The organism is Bacillus cereus group sp. MYBK15-3 (assembly GCF_051916765.1).
Taxonomy (GTDB): Bacteria; Bacillota; Bacilli; order Bacillales; family Bacillaceae_G; genus Bacillus_A; species Bacillus_A cereus.
The window spans coordinates 1,106,961-1,124,168 of record NZ_JBQAHG010000001.1 but is presented as its reverse complement, the minus strand read 5'-3'; the positions used below and the strand labels follow the sequence as shown (position 1 = coordinate 1,124,168).

Sequence of the window (17,208 nt, the reverse complement as noted above, 5' to 3'; positions counted from 1 at the left end):
AGTTCAAGGTTTTTATCCTTGAACTCCTTTTTGTTAAGCAATATGGATGTGATATGTTTTCAACCATTCATTTACTTGTAGTATATACTCCATGGCACTTCTTGCTTCAAAATTGTTAATCACTTTATTACTTTGATCAGCAATTGAAAGTAAGATGGAATGGTTAATAAGTGAGAAAATAGGATTGTTTTTATTGTTACACATATCAAGTGTTAAATTACGGATTGTTTGTAAGTAGTGTGGATCTTGTGAAGTTGGATAAGCGCTTTTTCTTCTATTGCGTACATCGTCAGGTAAAGCTGGTTGTAGTGCTCTACGTAAAATGCCTTTTTCGATATTATCAATACTTTTTATGTTGAAAGGAACATTCCATAAATATTCAACTAATCTATAATCGCAAAACGGTACACGAACTTCAAATCCAACAGCCATACTCATACGATCTTTACGGTCAAGTAAGAAAGGAAGGAATCTTGTTAAAAATAAATAAAACATTTGACGTTGTTTCGCGGATTTTTTACTTTCGCCTTCAAGAGTAGGTACTTCAAGTATCGCTTCTTGGAATCGTGTATCAATATAGTCTTCTAGATTACATTGGTTACTTACTTCATTTAGTAGAAGAGGAGATGTATTTTTCCAATTTGTTAGCCAAGGAAACTTATCTACATATAGTAGTTCTTCTTGATGAAACCAAGGATATCCACCGAATACTTCATCAGCTGATTCGCCGGATAAAGCTACGGTCGCATCTTTTTTCATTTCGCAAAATAGTAAATATAGTGAAGTTTCCATTTCACCAGCACTCGGTAAATCTTTCGCATGAAGGGGAACGAATAAGTGATTTGCTAATTCTTCAGCATTCACAATAATATCATGATGCGCTGTCCCGACATGTTCAGAAACGCGTTTTACCCAAGGAGCGTCTAAACCAGTGCGAGCAAATGTCAGTTCGAAATCTTTTGCGCTATTTACAAAGTCAACAGAATACGTATGAAGTGTTTTATTTTCAGCAGCAAATTCTTTACCCGCAAGTGCAGTAATACCGCTAGAGTCTAATCCGCCTGATAACATACAAACGAGAGGAACATCGGCAATTAATTGTCTTTTTACTGTATCTTGTAAAATAGATAAAATATGCGAAGATGTATCTTCTATAGAGTCTGTATGGAACTTACTTTCTAAATGCCAATACTTAGTAACTACTTTTTTATGACGTGTAAATGTTATAGAATGTCCAGCACGTACTTCTTGAATATGTTTAAAGACGCCACATCCTGGAGTGCGAAATAAGCCTAATCCAAATATTTCATTTATTCCATTCGCATCAATTTCAGCAGGGACAGATGGATGCGCTAATAATGCTTTAATTTCAGAGCCGAAAATAATACTGCCATTTCTTTCTGTAAAAAAGAGTGGTTTTACACCTAAATGATCTCGTGCTAAAAACAATTGTTGCTTCTGATCATCCCATAAGGCAAAAGCGAAAATTCCGTTTAAATGTCGTACGCAGTCTTCTTTCCATTCTAAATAAGCATGTAGTAATACTTCTGTATCTGAATGGGTTTCAAATGCATGCCCACATTTTTGAAGCTGCTCTCTCAGTTCACGGAAATTATAAATTTCTCCATTATAAGTAAGAGCATACGTATAATCACCAGCACGAAATGTCTTAGGCTGTGTCCCGCCTTCTGGATCAATTACAATTAAACGCCGGTGTGCAAAGGCCGCATGAGGTGAAAACCAAAATCCTTCAGCATCCGGACCACGATGCTCAATACTATTTGCCATCTTTTTTAAAATAACATGTTGATTTGAAAGGTCTTCTTTCCAATCTACCCAACCTGTAATTCCACACATACACATCTCATCTCCTAATTTTTAAAATAGATTAATGAAATAAAATGTACACTAAATTAAAGAGTGACTATATAAATAGTGTACTACATGAATTAAATTACAGACTTGAGAAAGTTTTCTTTGAATGCATAGTTATGTGAGAAAATGGCTAAGGGAAAGTATTCCATTACATACAAAAAATAAAAAAGATGAGAGAAAAAATTTTCTCAGACGTTATATAGGGTGTAAAAGCTTTTACAAAACAATAAGGGGAATCGCTACATGAAATCAAATGAGAAAAATTTTATAAAAAGATTACAGCGGCAAAAAGAAGACGCGTTAGAATTCGTTGTCGATACATACTTACCACTCATAAAGGGGATCACGCATAAAGTTCTACTTCCCATTCAAAATAATGGACTCATAGAGGAATGTATAAACGATATATTTCTTTCCATTTGGAATAACGCAAATAAATTCCATGGAGAGCCGAGTGATTTTAAAAAGTGGATTGCAGCGATTGCGAAGTTTAAAGCAATTGATTATTACCGGAAATCGACTAAAACAGTAGAAATCATTTCAGATGAGTTTCATATCAGTACAGAAAAATCAGCAGAAGACGAATTAATCGTTATGGAAGATAGGGAAGAATTATTGAAGCTCATTAATCAATTAGAACCGCTAGATCAAAAGGTGTTCATTATGAAATATTTACTTGGTATGAAGACAGAGGAAATAGGTGACAAGTTAGGATTAACTCGGGCAGCAATTGATAATCGAGTGTACCGGGGGAAAAAGAAACTACAACAAAATGCTACGAAAATTAGTTTTGGAGGTAGTGCAATATGAAAGACATTTATGAACTATTAAATGATATTGATATAGATGAAAAAGAATTAGAAGAAATTGAGGCTTCTGAAATTGAAAAGGAAAAAGTAAAACGAAATGTAAAACAATCGATACGTACGAAGAAAAAGATGAAAAGTTGGAAGAAGGGTGTCGCTGCTGCATCAATTTTAGTAGGGTTATCGGTTGCAACTCTTGGTATCGGTTTTCCTACATATGCCGGGGGATTGCCAATTGTAGGTGACATATTCCGATTTTTAGATAATGGTAGAACGGGGTTATATGAAAATTATAAGGAATTTTCGACTGAGTTGAATATGACAAAAGAGAGTAATGGGGTTAAGGTTACAATTAATGATGCTGTATTCGATGGTAGAACAATTACAATTACATATTCTATTGAGAGCGAAAAAGATTTAGGAGAGAAACCGTTCCCATTTGGAAGTCCGCAAGTTATGGGCTTTGATGGCGGAGGAGGTAGTTCGAACGTTACAAAAGTTGGAGAGGGAAAATATGTAGGTATGACTACGATGAGTGGTCATGGTAGTGAAAGGTTAGATGTCGCAAATGTTTGGTGGGATATAGAGGCAATTGAGTTGGATTATGAAGGTAATGTAATAAAGGGAAACTGGAATTTCGCGCTTAGTTTAAAAGCAATGGATAGTAAGGAAGTAAAAGTTAATGGGGTTTCTGAAAATGAATTAATAAAAGTAAATATAGACAAAATGGAAGTAACTCCGATGTCATTTATCGTTTTTTTCAATCAGGAAGAATCTAAGGTATTAAGAAGTATATGGGATAGTGCGGATGTTGAGTTAGAAATAAAAGATGATTTAGGAAATCATTATGCTGGTGAAGGAAATGGCGGAAGTAGTACAGTAGCAGAGCCACATAAAAGTAGTTGGAGTGCTACATTCCAAAAGTTAAACGAAAATGCAACAAAGCTTCTCGTTACACCACGCGTACACTTACGAGTGCATACACCTGAAAATCATGGTGGAGTGGAATATGTGAATGGAAAAGAGAAGAAAATTGAAGTGCCGAAAAAAGAAGCGAAGAGTAAAGATATTGTTCTAGATGATATCGTAATTGATTTAAAGAAATAAAAGAGAGACTGCCTAAAACAAGTAGGCAGTCTTTTTTCGTTAAGAACTAGTTACGAGTAACGCATGGGGATGCTGCGTTTTATATTCATCTTTCCAAGGAATATTTAGTTGTTCCCACGATTTGCCGCTATCATTGGATTGAAACACGCCGTTGTTATTTAAAGTGTAAAATGTATGTGGTTCTGCAGGATTTGTCGCAAACATTGAGATGACTGTGCCGATTGCAGATGGTAGACCTTGTTGTACTTGCTCGAAAGGAGTATCTTTCGTTTTACGATAAATATAAGATTCATAAGGAATACGGTGATGAGCGAGGTCAGCACTTGGTGCGGCAGAAACGAGAATTGTATCGCAATCAGCCGGATCAATAGCCATGCTGTATAAATAATGATGTTCAAGTCCTGCACTACATGAGATCCAGCTGTTTCCATTGTTATAACTCTCAAGATAAGCACGATCAGGTCCGCCCATAAATCCGTCACCACATGATGCATAAAGGCGATTTGGTGCTTCAGGGTGCATAAGTAATTGATGAGCATCGATAGGAGCACCGAATTTTTTATCAATCCATGTATGCCCTTTATCATTACTTTGAATAACAGCACCAGCTTCGATTGAAACGTGTATTGTATTAGGGTTGTTTGGATCAACTGTAATCCAGCGTACGTGATGGGTAAAAGGTCTAGGCGGAAATGCCCACGTATAAGAAGATAATAATGATTTCATATTTTTAAGTTCAGTCCACGTTTCACCACCATTTTCAGAGCGAAATAAGGCGCTTGGTTCTGTGCCGACATAAACGACACCATATCCGTTAACTTGTTCATTTGAGCTTATTGTTATGGAAGTGATAGAGGAGTGCAAAATACCATCTTCTTTAGGGAAATCAAAGTAACGATAAGAATCTCCAATTGGTCTCCATGAATCCCCACTATCGTCACTTAACCATAGACCTCGTCCAAATGTTCCGCAATATACACGATTCTTTTGAAATGGATCAACAGCGATACAGGTAGGTTGCATATTTTGTAAGTGATAAGTCGTTTCATAGTTATCATTGTGTTCTTTCACTACAACAAGTTCACGTTCCATACAGAGAAATAAACGTTTCATTTAAGTAACCTCCTTCAAATTTCTTTCATTAGTAAACAATATGAAGCTGAAAAAGAAGTAGTCTTATTTTTTATTGAGAAAAAGGACTTGTTTGAAAAATAGCGAAATGTATAGATAGAGGAAGCGGACGTTTATGGGCGTTAATTCGGGATAAACACGGGGAGTTTGTTTCATACTAACATACAGATATTGTACTTAAAGGAGTATAAGTATGGGACATTCGCATGATCATGGTCATTCAAAAAATAAAAAGGCGTTACTAATTGCCTTCCTACTAACAACAAGTTTTATGATTGCAGAAGTTGTTGGGGGATTTGTAACAAATAGCTTAGCACTACTATCTGACGCGGGGCATATGCTAAGTGATGCAGTATCTTTAGCTTTAAGTTTACTTGCGTTTAAACTCGGAGAAAAAACAGCAACAACTGCGAAAACATACGGGTATAAGCGAGTCGAAATGTTAGCAGCATTATGTAACGGTGTCGTTCTTATTGTCATTTCGGTATACATTTTTATTGAAGCAATCCGTCGTTTTAAAGAACCAGTTGAGATTGCTAGTAAGGGGATGCTCATTATTGCAGTCCTTGGTCTGCTTATTAATATTTTATCAGCTTGGATATTAATGAGAGGCGGAGATGTGAAAGGTAATTTGAATTTAAGAAGTGCTTTCCTGCACGTACTAGGCGATCTATTGGGTTCCGTCGGAGCGATTATTGCTGCGTTACTTATTAAATTTTTCGGATGGACTGCTGCAGATGCGATTGCTAGTATTCTTGTGTCTATTTTAGTCATTATTAGTGGATGGCGTGTAACACGTGATACGGTTCATATATTAATGGAAGGTGCACCACAGCACATAAATGTTGAAGAGGTAAAAAGTACGTTATTAAATATTCCGATTGTCAAAGAAGTTCATGATTTGCACATATGGTCTGTCACATCAGATTTTCAAGTATTAACATGTCATCTTATTATTAAAGGGAATGAAACGCAAAGTGTATTAAAAGAGGCTACGTATGTATTAAAGGAGAAATTTCATGTAGAACATGTCACCATTCAAGTAGAAATAGATGGTGAATTTAATCATGATGAGACAACTTGCAAAGTATGAAAGAAAAAGGATAAGAAAAAGTGTCATAACATTTTTCGCACGGCATACATATATATAATGTGGCCACAAGTACTTTGCAAGGTAAATATTTCATGAAATTACTTTACTTATAAAGAGTCATCTTTTATAATCAAAAGTGGTAATTGATAGAGATTATCATTTTCAATGATCGTAGAAAGGAGTTTTTTAAAAGATGAGTAGTCAACTCCGTTTTGCTGTTGAAAATCGTAAGAGGCATTTAATTGATGAGTTAATTGGAGCAGGTGTGTTTAAGATTCGCGACCGACAATTATACGAGCTGTCTTTAGAGGAATTGGAAAAAGAGTACGAAGGTATGGAAGATTATGCGAATATTCAGGCGTAGCTATATAGATTAGTAAAAGGAGAGCTGGTTACGATTTTGTGTAACCAGCTCTCTTTTTATTTCGTAGAAATTATTTTTTGTATTTCTTTCATGGGACGGAGCCAGTTTTGGGTCATTATTTGTTCCATTTGTTTTTCGTCCTGCTTCTGTAATGCTTGAATGATAGAGTGATGTTCTTCAATAGATTGACTTGCTGGAACAAAGTTTTGGAAAAACAAATATTCAAGACGTAAAACGTGAAGTTGCATATTTTCTAGAAAGGGTTCAATATATTGGTTTTTAGCAATAGAAGAAATTGTATTGTGGAATTGTATATCTAATTCTAAAGCTTGTTTTGCGTTTTTTTTCTCTATAGATTGCTGAAAATGCTCATTTATTTCAGAAAGTAGTTGAATATCAGCGTTTGTAATGTTTTGAAGAGCTTGCTTTCCTATAATAGAGTGAAGACCAGCCATCGTCTCATAAATGATAGATACGTCGTCTAACTTAATAGGAGCAATTTTCGTTTTTTGCCCTGGTACCATTTCCACTAATCCAGAAAGCTCTAATATTTGAAGTGCTTCTCTTACAGGTGTTCTGCTTACTCCTAGTGCCTCAGCCAATTCCCCATCATTAATTTTTTCATTGGGCTTCAGTACACCTTCAATAATCCAATTTTGTAGTTGATTTAAAACGAGTGATTTTGCTGAAACTCTTCCTGGTTTTTTATAATTTTGAGGGACAGGCATAGTGAATTCAATCCTTTCATTGTATATTTTCCTTTTTGGCATGAACAAGCTTTAATTTTTGTTTCCCTTCATCCGGCTTTTGGCTTAAGATGAGCACCATTACAATGACACAAAAAGCGCCTAATAACTGAAAAGATTGAAATGGCACTTGCAATATAAGTACAGAAGAAATAATAGCTGCGAGTGGTTCTGTGCAACCAAATAATGTTGTTTCTTTCGGAGTCAGGTATCGTATGCTGTCTAAGTATAAATAAAAGGCAATAAGTGTCCCGAAAATGACGACAAATGTGATGAGCGGTAGGGTACTTAGTTTTACATATTTCATAGTTGATAATAAAATGAATTCGTTTGTAGAAATAAAGTGTACAATCGTTACACCAATACCCCCAATAATCATGCCCCATCCAACGATAACGGAGGAAGACCATTTTTCTAACAATTCCTTTGAATATAAACTATAAAAAGCGAGAGATAATCCAGATAAAACACCCCAAATAATAGCTGGTGTAGAAACAGCCAAGTTATGAACAGACCCGTTTGTTAGTAAGAGAAAAGTGCCTACTAATGAAAGGGTAATTGAAATGAAATCAATTTTTGATGGACGAACGTTCCATTTGAAAAGTAAGTATACAGTGATGAATATAGGAGCTAAATATTGTAATAATGTTGCCACGGCAGCATTTCCTTCTTTAATTGAAGCGAAATACGTATACTGTACAGCAAGCATACCGAATAGACCAAACAAAATCATTTTAATAGCATCAGATTTTTGTTTCCAAATGCTAAATATCTCTTTTTTTCTCGTTCCGAATGAGGAAATAATGAGCAAAATAATTCCAGATATAAGTAAACGGATCGTAACTAACCATTCGGTTGAAACATTGTCATATTGAAAAAGTTGTTGTGCAGCTGTACCAGACAAGCCCCATAAACAAGCACCGATTATGACCATTATAATTCCTTTTAATCGATTTGAATCCATATGATCTAAAATTCTCCTTTCTAAAAATACAAATTGAATACAATATGCAATATATCACAGAATGACTCATTAATAAACTGAAATTTCTAATTTGTTTTTTATGTATAGTAAAATATTGTAGAGGAGGGGGAGTATATGTTAGCTGGATTTTTAGTTTGTTTATTTGTTGGGTTACTTATCATTTTTTTAGGGTATCAAATACATGTGAAAAAGAGGTTGTTTTTGTTAGCAGGATATCAAGAAGAAACGTTTGTTGAAGATAAAAATAAATTAGCGAAGCTTTCAGGAGCATTTTCTTATATAGTTGGAGTTGCTACTATAATATTACCGCTTGGCTTAGAAAAAATAGGTGCTGTAGTTGGTATCGTATATGCTATATTAATTGTTTTAGGTACAATTGTATTCATAATTAAAGCAAACCTATTAAATAAGAGTGCTATAAAGTAAAAAAGGCTTCATTCTACTGAAGCCTTTTATTAATTGTTATGAAGTATAAGTAAAAGCCGGGATAGGATCAATAAATGTATTCCAGTTTTGTTGCATTTCTTTTTCTGTTAATAAACAATCATCTAATGATTGTTCAATTAAAGAACAGTTCATATCAATTCCGATAAATACGAGTTCGGTTATTCGATCTCCATATTGTTTATCCCAGTTTTTCAATACTTCTGGTTCTTCTGTAATCATTTGATTTTTTTCAGTTTCAGGTAATGCCGCTATCCATTCACCGGCTCCTTGAATTGTAATAGAGGAGCCTGCTTGAGATAGAAGCCCTATCATATTATTACGAGATGCCAACCAGAAGAATCCTTTCGCTCTTACAACATCTAAAGGCCATTTTTCTAGCCAATTCATAAGGCGCTCGGGATGGAAAGGATATTTGCGGCGGTAAACAAAAGAAGTGATACCATATTCTTCTGTTTCCGGTGTATGATGATCACTATTTAATTCTTGTATCCAGCCGGCCGATTGACTAGCTTCTTCATAATTAAATAGATTTGTGTTTAAAATTTCTTGTAATGGTACTTTGCTAAACGAAGATTCAAGAACTTTTGCATTAGGATTTAATTTTTTTAGTAAATGATGAAGCTCTATCACATCTTCTTTTTCTAGCAAATCTATCTTATTAAGAATAATTACGTTTGCAAACTCAATTTGATCTATTAATAAATCAATAACTTCTCGGGTATCATTCTCATCGATTGCTTGTTTTCGGTCTAATAAACTTTCTCCATCTGCAAAATCATCCCAAAATCTATTTGCATCTACAACTGTAACCATCGTATCGAGGCGACAATTTTTCGTTAAATCAATGGTAAGAACTTCGTCTGTATAAGTAAACGTTTGAGCAACTGGAATAGGCTCACTTATACCAGAAGATTCAATAATAATATAGTCAATATCACCATTTTCCACAAGACGATTCACTTCTATCATTAAATCTTCTCGTAGTGTACAACAAATACAGCCATTTTGAATCTCTACTAGTTTTTCCTCCGTACGTGAAAAACCACCCTTTTTTATAAGAGATGCATCAATGTTTACTTCGCTCATATCATTAACGATAACAGCTACTTTTAAGTTATTCTTATTAGTCAAAATGTGATGTAGTAAGGTAGTTTTTCCAGATCCTAAAAAACCACTTAATACAGTGATAGGTACTTTTTTCATGAAATGATCTCTCCTTTAAATCGTAATTATTACGTTTTATATTAAACGATAGGAAAAGAAAAATCAATAATAAATCATAATGATTACGATTTAAGAATAGAAATAGACTATAAAATTTGTGCTGTAGTATGAAGCATTTGGACAAGCACATGTTTACATATAAATAAAATGGAGGCGAGAAGCTTGGTCTTTAATAGAGTTTCAAAAGAATTAGTAGGCATAGCTCTTATCGCTATGTTTCTCTTTTTATTATTTTTTGTAGATTTTACAAGTCTAGTAAATTTGCACAAAAATATACCGCAGGAATGGCTGAATGTGAATACGGTATTTTTAAGTATCATTTTTGAAGCAATACCTTTTATTTTATTAGGGGTAATTGTTTCTTCATTTATTCAAGTGTTTGTGACGGAAGATATGATTCAAAAAGTAATGCCGAAATCTCCAATTGTTGCAATGATTCCAGCAGTATTTGTGGGAGTTCTTTTTCCAATGTGTGAATGTGTCATTATACCAATTGTAAGAAGGCTCATTCAAAAGGGGTTACCACTTCATGTAGGCATTGTTATTTTACTGAGTGCACCCATTATGAATCCAGTCGTTTTTTTATCTACTGTATATGCGTTTCAAAAAAATGATTACGTTGTATATGCACGCTTTGGGATAACAATTTTAGTTGCTCTATTCATAGGTCTAATTGTGTATTATTGCTATCGCGAAAGAAATGTTTTAAAAGACGTAGAGGTTTCAGTTCAAACAAGCAAAAAAAAGAGTTGGAAAGATGTTATGAATCACACTGTAGATGAGTTTTTTGATACTGGTAAGTATTTATTGATTGGTGCTTTTTTAGCAAGTGTATTTCAAACGTTTTTTGATCGGAATGTACTGGATGCAGTAGCACATAACGAAGTAATTGCTCCCATTATTATGATGGGGTTTGGTTATGTTTTATCAATTTGCTCTGCAGCCGATGCTTTTATAGCTGCGTCTTTTGGACATGTTTTCTCGATAAAGGCACTTCTCGCATTTCTTGTGTTTGGGCCTATGCTTGATATGAAAAATACGTTAATGCTATTTGCGTATTTTCAAAAGAGATTTGTATTCTTTTTGATGGGAATTGTCATTGTATCTGTGTATACCATCGTGCAAATCATAATGTTATAGGAGGTGAGAAAGAATGGAGAAAGAGGAGCAGAAGGCATATCATCGCTATATTCGTGGCATTATTTTAATTGGTTTAGCAATGCTCTTATTTAAACTACTTGTAACAGGGAATATTTATAATTTTATCGCTCCAAAAATGATCAAATTTACGTATATAGCTTTTGTAGTAATTTTAATTTTTGGTATTGTACAAGTTTGGGGAGATGGAAGAGAAAAACAGCATGATTATAATTGTTGTAAACATCATACAACATCAAAATCAGGGATAAAAAGTTTCTTTGTATATGTTTTATTTGTTGTTCCGATAGTTAGTGCTTTTCTCTTTGGAAGTGTAACAATTGATGGAAGTTTAGCAGGAAAAAGGGGTATGAATCAAAGTGTACAGGCGAGAAGTCTGGAAAGAAACGAAAAAGAGGGGAAACAGGTTAAGTTTGATGAGCGAGAAGTATTAGTTGATTCAGAAGAAACATCAAATTTAGCAACGACTTATAAAACGGAAGAGCAAGTAGTAAAAAGTATGTTAGGACAGCGTAAACTACAAGTAAAGGATAAGGATTATGTTCAAACAATGAATGTAATTGGTCAAAATGTTAATTGGTTTAAAGGGAAAGAAATTACATTCTTAGGGTTTATATATAAGGATAAAGATGTGACGGGTAATAAAGCAGTAGTGGCTCGATATGGCATAACTTGTTGTATTGCGGATGCATCAGTCTGGGGGATGATTGTTACCGGGAAAAATATTGAAAAAATTCCAGAAGAAACATGGGTAAAAATAACAGGATTATTAGATGAAACGACATATAAAGGAACAGTCTTTCCACTTGTAAAAGTAAACAAAATCGAGAAAATTAATAAGCCAACTGACCCATATGTATATGATGCGTTACCTCAATAGAAAAGAATAAATTCTTCATATTTTCATGAAATAGAATCATAATCAAGGCGATAAAAAAATAAAGATAAGAGTAATTTGGTTTGTTAAAAATATGTGCAGAAGGAGTTATGCGATGAACTGGGTTACTCATAAACCATCATTTGAATTTGAAACATTTAGTCCTATTATTCGGTCACAATCTGCGTGGAGTGGACATTTAGATTTTGCATATGACTTAGTACGATTTGAAAAACCAGAAACTTTAGTTGAGTTAGGTACACATTTAGGAGCTTCCTTTTTTAGTTTTTGTCAGGGAGTAAAAGATGGAGGGTTATCGACTAAATGCTTTGCAGTAGATACTTGGGCTGGAGATGGGCATACAGGCCCATATGGAGAAGGGGTTTTTCAAATAGTAGAAAAAGTAGTGAGCGATAACTACCTTAATATAGGAAATTTAATTCGATCTACTTTTGATGATGCTGTAGACCGGTTTCAAGATGAAACGATAAATCTTTTGCATATTGATGGCTATCATACGTATGAAGCTGTTTCTCACGATTATAATACATGGCTACCGAAAGTCGCGAAAAACGGTATTGTATTATTTCATGATATTGAAGTTAGAAGTAGTGATTTCGGCGTATATAAGTTTTGGGATGAGGTAAAAGCGAAGTACCCTCATTTTCAATTTGCGCATTCATATGGACTGGGAGTGTTATTTCCGAAGGGTTGTAGTGATAAGTTTGAGGAAATACTTAAAAATAAAGAAGAAATACAAAATATGTATAAATAAAGATAGGGCATACATCATTTTTATGATGTGTGCCCTATTTTTCATGTAGAAAATAATGGTGTGAATTAAAAAGCTAAGATAGTTGTAAAAAGTTTTATTGCAGCAAATATTAAAAAAGTTAGTATGGGATTGTTTTTTGTAAATAAAGTGAAGCTTTAATACGTTCATATCAATTCGGAATTTTACAGTAGTTAATTTCTTACCTAAGTGCTTTGCACTTACTGAATTTTGAGACGGGAGTCTTATTGGCCGAAAATATCGGGATAAATAAAAATACAACATTTTTTATATTTTTCATTGCGAAAAACGTAATCTACTTTTACAATAGAAAGGGTTGTGAATATATTATACTGGAAAAATAAATCGAAATAATATGAAAATTTTGTTTTGTCTTCGCTAATTGTATATTACATACATGTAAGACGACATACGTCATGTTATCGACTTGTAAGGAGAGAAAAAAATGAAAAGTGTAAGATTACCATCGATGCTAGAAATCATAGTTCTTTTATTACTATTTCTTGCTGTTGTCTTTTCCTTCCAAACGATTTTTGATCTCCCAATTCAATTAGCGCTATTTATTTCATGGTTTTTAGTAATTGCGCTTGGATTAAGATTAGGATTTCGTTATCAAGAATTGCAAGATGCAATTACGAAAGGGATTTCTAACGGATTAGAAGCGATACTGATTTTAGTTGCAGTAGGTGCTTTAATTGGAACATGGATTGCTGGTGGGGTAGTACCAACATTAATCTATTATGGATTAGAATTTATTCACCCTAGCATATTCCTATTAGCAACATTAATTATTTGTTCTATAACTTCTATCGCAACAGGAACGTCTTGGGGAACAGTGGGAACAGCAGGTATTGCTATGATGGCGATTGGTGAAGGACTTGGTTTACCACTTCCGCTTGTTGCTGGTGCAGTTCTTTCAGGAGCTTATTTCGGCGACAAATTATCACCACTTTCTGATAGCACAGTTCTTGCAGCTTCTATGGCAAAAGTAGATGTTATTGCTCACGTTCGAGCTATGCTCGTATTAGATGTTCCAGCTTATATTATTACTAGTATTATGTTTACTGTAGCTGGTTGGATGTATGGCGGCGATAATGTAGATTTGAATCGAGTAGAATTTTTAAAAGAAGCTTTATTAAAGCAATTTGATATTAAAATATGGATGCTTGTTCCGGCGGTCATTGTTATCGTTCTATTAGCGATGAAGAAACCGTCTATGCCAACAATTGCAATGGGAGCTTTAATTGGTGCAATTTGGGCAACTCTTTTCCAAGGGATGAACTTTGGAGAGGCGATTGGAACAGCTTATAACGGATTCTCAATTCAATCTGGTGTTGAGTTTGTTGACAAGTTATTAAACCGTGGTGGAATTAACGGCATGCTTGGCTCAGTAGCCGTTATTATTTTCGGTTTAGGATTTGGTGGATTACTTGAAAAACTAGGTGTTTTAAAAGTAATCGTATCAAAATTTGAGAAGAAATTAAATTCTGCAGGTAATGTAACATTGTCTACATTAATCGTGGCATTCTTAGCTAATATATTTGGTTGTGCGATGTATGTATCACTAATTTTAACACCAAAAATTATGGAAGATAGCTATGATAAATTAAAAATAGACCGTCGTGTATTAGCGCGTAACTCAGAAGTAGGTGGAACGTTAACTTCAGGTATGGTTCCATGGTCTGATAATGGTATTTTTATGGCTGGTATTTTAGGTGTAGCAACGTTCTCATACGTTCCGTTTATGTGGTTAAGCTTCGTATCGTTAATTTTAGCAGTTATTTACGGATATACAGGCAAATTCATCTGGTATGTAGATGATGCAGATAAAGGAAAGCAAGCATCATAAAATAAAAATCACCTTCTACAATATGTAGAAGGTGATTTTTTTATTTTTTAATAGCATTTGCTGAAGTTATTTCATTCTCATATTTAGCAATTTTTTGTTGTATCTTTTTTAAGTTTTTTTCAGTGTCTTGAATGAGCTGTAAGACATTGGTCTCCTGTTGTTTCATTAATTCTAACCTTTGAAGGATGGTAGATTCTCCTTCCATAGACCAGTCGATAAATTGTTTTATTTTTTGAATTGGCATACCAGTGTTTTTTAAACACAAAATCATCTCTAAATATTTCAGTGCTTCTTCATCAAAAACTCGATCTCCTTTTTCGTTTCTTTGCAGAAAAGGAAACAGTCCTTGTTTATCGTAATAACGTATTTGAGAAATAGTTAAGTGTTGCATTTTGGCGACTTGCCCAATTGTATAATACATATCATTCATCCTTTTATTACCAAGGTATAATGCCATCTTTGTTAAGTATTTTACCATTATAGTTTGTTTCACTTAATGCATATTTAATAATAATTTTAGCACTTTCAGTGGTTGTATGGCCACCGGGGGAATTTCCATTAAGATCCGTAGTTGTAAAACCAGGAGTTACCCCAAATACTTCTGGACCGTTAGTGGCAAATTCTTTACTAAAAGCTAATGTTAAAGCATTAATAGCTGTTTTTGAAGAATTATATCCTAGTGTATTAATTGGATGTGTTTCACCATTAGCAAACATTGTTAGTGAGGCCATGTCAGTTGTTACATTTATTATTTTACCGTTGCTTGAATTCTTTAATAATGGTAAAAAGGCTTGCATCATTTGGAAAGTTCCAAAAAAATTAACTTCAAATCCTTGGCGTAAAGTTTCAATATTTAATTCACTAGGTAGCATATTGAAGTCTAGCGCTATGCCTGCATTATTAATTAATAAATGTAAGTGATCAGTCGTTTCGTAAATTTTCTTTGTTGCTTCTTGAATGGATTGTGAATTTGAAATATCTACTTGAATATAGGAAACGTTTGAAACATTTAAAGATTCTACGGCTTGTTGTCCAAGTTGTTCATTACGAGCACCTAAAAATACGTGATAATCTTTTTCTGCTAATTGACGAACAAGTTCATATCCAATTCCTTTATTCGCACCTGTTATAAAAGCATATTTTTTCATATTGAATTCCTCCAGTAATGTTATAGTAGGTTACAATGGAAAGGATACAGCCTAAACTTAAGTTTAGGTCAAGAGGAATTTTTTAAAATAAATATAGAATATCTATATATAAGAGTGAGAATTCTTATCATTTAAGAGAAAGTCTGTTATTATAAGAGATGTAGGTATTATATTTTCAAGGGGATGAAAACATGGAGTACAGAATTGAAAGAGATACATTAGGAGAAATAAAAGTTCCAGCTGATAAATTATGGGCAGCACAAACACAACGTAGTAAAGAAAACTTTCCAATTGGAACAGAGCAAATGCCGCTTGAAATTGTAAAAGCATTTGCAATTTTAAAGAAGAGTGCAGCGCTTAGCAATCAAAAATTAGGAAAGCTATCAGAAGAAAAAGCAGAAGCAATTGTAGAAGCTGCGGATGAAGTGATTGCAGGGAAATGGAATGAACATTTTCCGCTTGTCGTATGGCAAACAGGTAGTGGTACACAGTCAAACATGAATGTGAATGAAGTAATTGCAAATCGTGGGAATCAAATTTTGAAAGAGAAGGGATCTGACGTACATATTCATCCGAATGATGATGTGAACATGTCACAAAGTTCAAATGATACATTTCCAACGGCGCTTCATGTAGCTTGTGTAATCGCAGTAGAAAATCACGTATTACCAGCAATTACGAAATTAAAAGAAACTTTAGCAGAAAAAGTAACTGCATTTGAACATATTATAAAAATTGGTCGTACACATTTACAAGATGCAACGCCGTTAACTTTAGGGCAAGAAATTAGCGGATGGCACCGTATGCTTGAAAAAACAGAGCGTATGATTGCAGAGAGCAATACATATATGAAAGAGTTAGCAATTGGTGGAACTGCGGTTGGAACAGGTATTAATGCTCATCCTAAATTTGGCGAGATGGTATCAGAGGAAATTAGTCAATTTACAGGTAAACAATTTGTTTCTGCACCAAATAAGTTCCATGCATTAACGAGCCATGATGAAGTTGTATATACTCACGGTGCATTAAAAGCATTAGCTGCGGATTTAATGAAGATCGCTAACGATGTACGTTGGCTTGCAAGTGGTCCACGTAGTGGTCTTGGAGAAATTATTATTCCAGCAAATGAACCGGGAAGCTCTATTATGCCAGGTAAAGTAAATCCAACGCAAAGTGAAGCGTTAACGATGGTTGTAGCGCAAGTAATGGGAAATGATGCAACAATCGGATTTGCTGCGAGCCAAGGTAACTTTGAGTTAAATGTATTTAAACCTGTTATTGCTTATAACTTCTTACAATCAGCTCACTTATTAGCGGATGCAATTGTTTCGTTTAATGACAATTGTGCAGTTGGTATTGAAGCAGATGAAGAAGTAATTAATGAAAATGTGAATCGCTCACTAATGCTTGTAACAGCGCTAAACCCACATATCGGATATGAAAATGCAGCGAAAATTGCGAAGCATGCTCATAAAGAAGGATTAACTTTAAAAGAAGCAGCATTGCAATCTGGGCTACTAACAGAAGAGCAATTTGATGAAATTGTAGATCCAAAGAAAATGATTGCTCCAAAAGAGTAATAGAAAAAGCCAGGGTTCTGAGTAT

17 protein-coding genes are annotated in these 17,208 nt (G+C 34.3%); 10 read left to right on the top strand and 7 right to left on the bottom strand.

Translation table 11 applies throughout. From position 1 onward, the window contains the following. Positions 1 to 33 precede the first annotated feature (33 nt). Positions 34 to 1,857, bottom strand: coding sequence for an asparagine synthase (glutamine-hydrolyzing) (asnB, locus tag ACTFR8_RS05675; protein WP_000333934.1), 1,824 nt, complete (start codon positions 1,855 to 1,857; stop codon positions 34 to 36). A gap of 261 nt (positions 1,858 to 2,118) precedes the next feature. Between asnB and ACTFR8_RS05670 the strand changes: the two genes are divergently transcribed. Both ACTFR8_RS05670 and ACTFR8_RS05665 read left to right on the top strand, forming a co-directional pair. Further along, positions 2,119 to 2,685 (top strand): sigma-70 family RNA polymerase sigma factor, encoded by a 567-nt coding sequence (locus tag ACTFR8_RS05670; RefSeq protein ID WP_000840015.1) that lies wholly within the window; start codon positions 2,119 to 2,121, stop codon positions 2,683 to 2,685. Beyond that, positions 2,682 to 3,788, top strand: a complete 1,107-nt coding sequence (locus tag ACTFR8_RS05665) for a DUF4179 domain-containing protein (protein ID WP_000653123.1) — start codon at positions 2,682 to 2,684, stop codon at positions 3,786 to 3,788. The genes ACTFR8_RS05670 and ACTFR8_RS05665 overlap by 4 nt, the downstream gene beginning before the upstream one ends. Positions 3,789 to 3,827: 39 nt before the next feature. Here ACTFR8_RS05665 and ACTFR8_RS05660 read toward each other — a convergent pair whose 3' ends face one another. Continuing rightward, positions 3,828 to 4,901, bottom strand: a complete 1,074-nt coding sequence (locus ACTFR8_RS05660) for a WD40/YVTN/BNR-like repeat-containing protein (RefSeq protein ID WP_000825298.1) — start codon at positions 4,899 to 4,901, stop codon at positions 3,828 to 3,830. 211 nt (positions 4,902 to 5,112) lie between these two features. Here ACTFR8_RS05660 and ACTFR8_RS05655 point away from each other — a divergent pair, with 211 nt between their 5' ends. Both ACTFR8_RS05655 and fbpA read left to right on the top strand, forming a co-directional pair. Further along, entirely contained in the window at positions 5,113 to 6,012 is a 900-nt protein-coding gene (locus ACTFR8_RS05655; RefSeq protein ID WP_000510028.1) for a cation diffusion facilitator family transporter, read from the top strand. 193 nt (positions 6,013 to 6,205) lie between these two features. After that, positions 6,206 to 6,376, top strand: coding sequence for a Fur-regulated basic protein FbpA (gene fbpA / locus ACTFR8_RS05650; RefSeq protein WP_000098307.1), 171 nt, complete (start codon positions 6,206 to 6,208; stop codon positions 6,374 to 6,376). Positions 6,377 to 6,432: 56 nt separating this feature from the next. Here the strand turns inward: fbpA and ACTFR8_RS05645 are convergent, their stop codons facing one another. After that, positions 6,433 to 7,104 (bottom strand): GntR family transcriptional regulator, encoded by a 672-nt coding sequence (locus ACTFR8_RS05645; RefSeq protein WP_001987091.1) that lies wholly within the window; start codon positions 7,102 to 7,104, stop codon positions 6,433 to 6,435. Between the two features lie 16 nt (positions 7,105 to 7,120). Beyond that, entirely contained in the window at positions 7,121 to 8,086 is a 966-nt protein-coding gene (locus tag ACTFR8_RS05640; protein WP_000378088.1) for a DMT family transporter, read from the bottom strand. Positions 8,087 to 8,221: 135 nt separating this feature from the next. Here ACTFR8_RS05640 and ACTFR8_RS05635 point away from each other — a divergent pair, with 135 nt between their 5' ends. Further along, positions 8,222 to 8,533, top strand: a complete 312-nt coding sequence (locus tag ACTFR8_RS05635; RefSeq protein WP_000879370.1) for a DUF3784 domain-containing protein — start codon at positions 8,222 to 8,224, stop codon at positions 8,531 to 8,533. Positions 8,534 to 8,569: 36 nt separating this feature from the next. Here ACTFR8_RS05635 and ACTFR8_RS05630 read toward each other — a convergent pair whose 3' ends face one another. Further along, entirely contained in the window at positions 8,570 to 9,757 is a 1,188-nt protein-coding gene (locus ACTFR8_RS05630) for a GTP-binding protein (protein WP_000757681.1), read from the bottom strand. A 168-nt stretch (positions 9,758 to 9,925) separates the two neighbouring features. Between ACTFR8_RS05630 and ACTFR8_RS05625 the strand changes: the two genes are divergently transcribed. From ACTFR8_RS05625 to nhaC, 4 genes are all read left to right on the top strand, one after another. Further along, a complete protein-coding gene (locus ACTFR8_RS05625; protein WP_002004825.1) occupies positions 9,926 to 10,918 on the top strand; it encodes a permease in 993 nt (330 codons plus the stop codon). A gap of 13 nt (positions 10,919 to 10,931) precedes the next feature. Next, a complete protein-coding gene (locus tag ACTFR8_RS05620; protein ID WP_000409938.1) occupies positions 10,932 to 11,816 on the top strand; it encodes a TIGR03943 family putative permease subunit in 885 nt (294 codons plus the stop codon). Positions 11,817 to 11,928: 112 nt separating this feature from the next. Next, positions 11,929 to 12,588, top strand: a complete 660-nt coding sequence (locus tag ACTFR8_RS05615; protein WP_001104673.1) for a class I SAM-dependent methyltransferase — start codon at positions 11,929 to 11,931, stop codon at positions 12,586 to 12,588. 463 nt (positions 12,589 to 13,051) lie between these two features. Then, complete coding sequence (nhaC, locus tag ACTFR8_RS05610; RefSeq protein ID WP_000843992.1) at positions 13,052 to 14,455, top strand: Na+/H+ antiporter NhaC; 1,404 nt, start codon at positions 13,052 to 13,054, stop codon at positions 14,453 to 14,455. 40 nt (positions 14,456 to 14,495) lie between these two features. Here nhaC and ACTFR8_RS05605 read toward each other — a convergent pair whose 3' ends face one another. Then, positions 14,496 to 14,876: a MerR family transcriptional regulator gene (locus tag ACTFR8_RS05605; protein ID WP_000291861.1), complete on the bottom strand. Its 381-nt coding sequence runs from the start codon at positions 14,874 to 14,876 to the stop codon at positions 14,496 to 14,498. Positions 14,877 to 14,892: 16 nt separating this feature from the next. After that, positions 14,893 to 15,603 carry an SDR family NAD(P)-dependent oxidoreductase gene (locus ACTFR8_RS05600; RefSeq protein WP_000759548.1) on the bottom strand — a complete coding sequence of 237 codons (711 nt, stop codon included), beginning with the start codon at positions 15,601 to 15,603 and terminating at the stop codon, positions 14,893 to 14,895. Positions 15,604 to 15,794: 191 nt separating this feature from the next. Here ACTFR8_RS05600 and fumC point away from each other — a divergent pair, with 191 nt between their 5' ends. Beyond that, on the top strand, positions 15,795 to 17,183 hold the full coding sequence (fumC, locus tag ACTFR8_RS05595; protein ID WP_000456608.1) for a class II fumarate hydratase: 1,389 nt from the start codon (positions 15,795 to 15,797) through the stop codon (positions 17,181 to 17,183). Positions 17,184 to 17,208 lie beyond the last annotated feature (25 nt).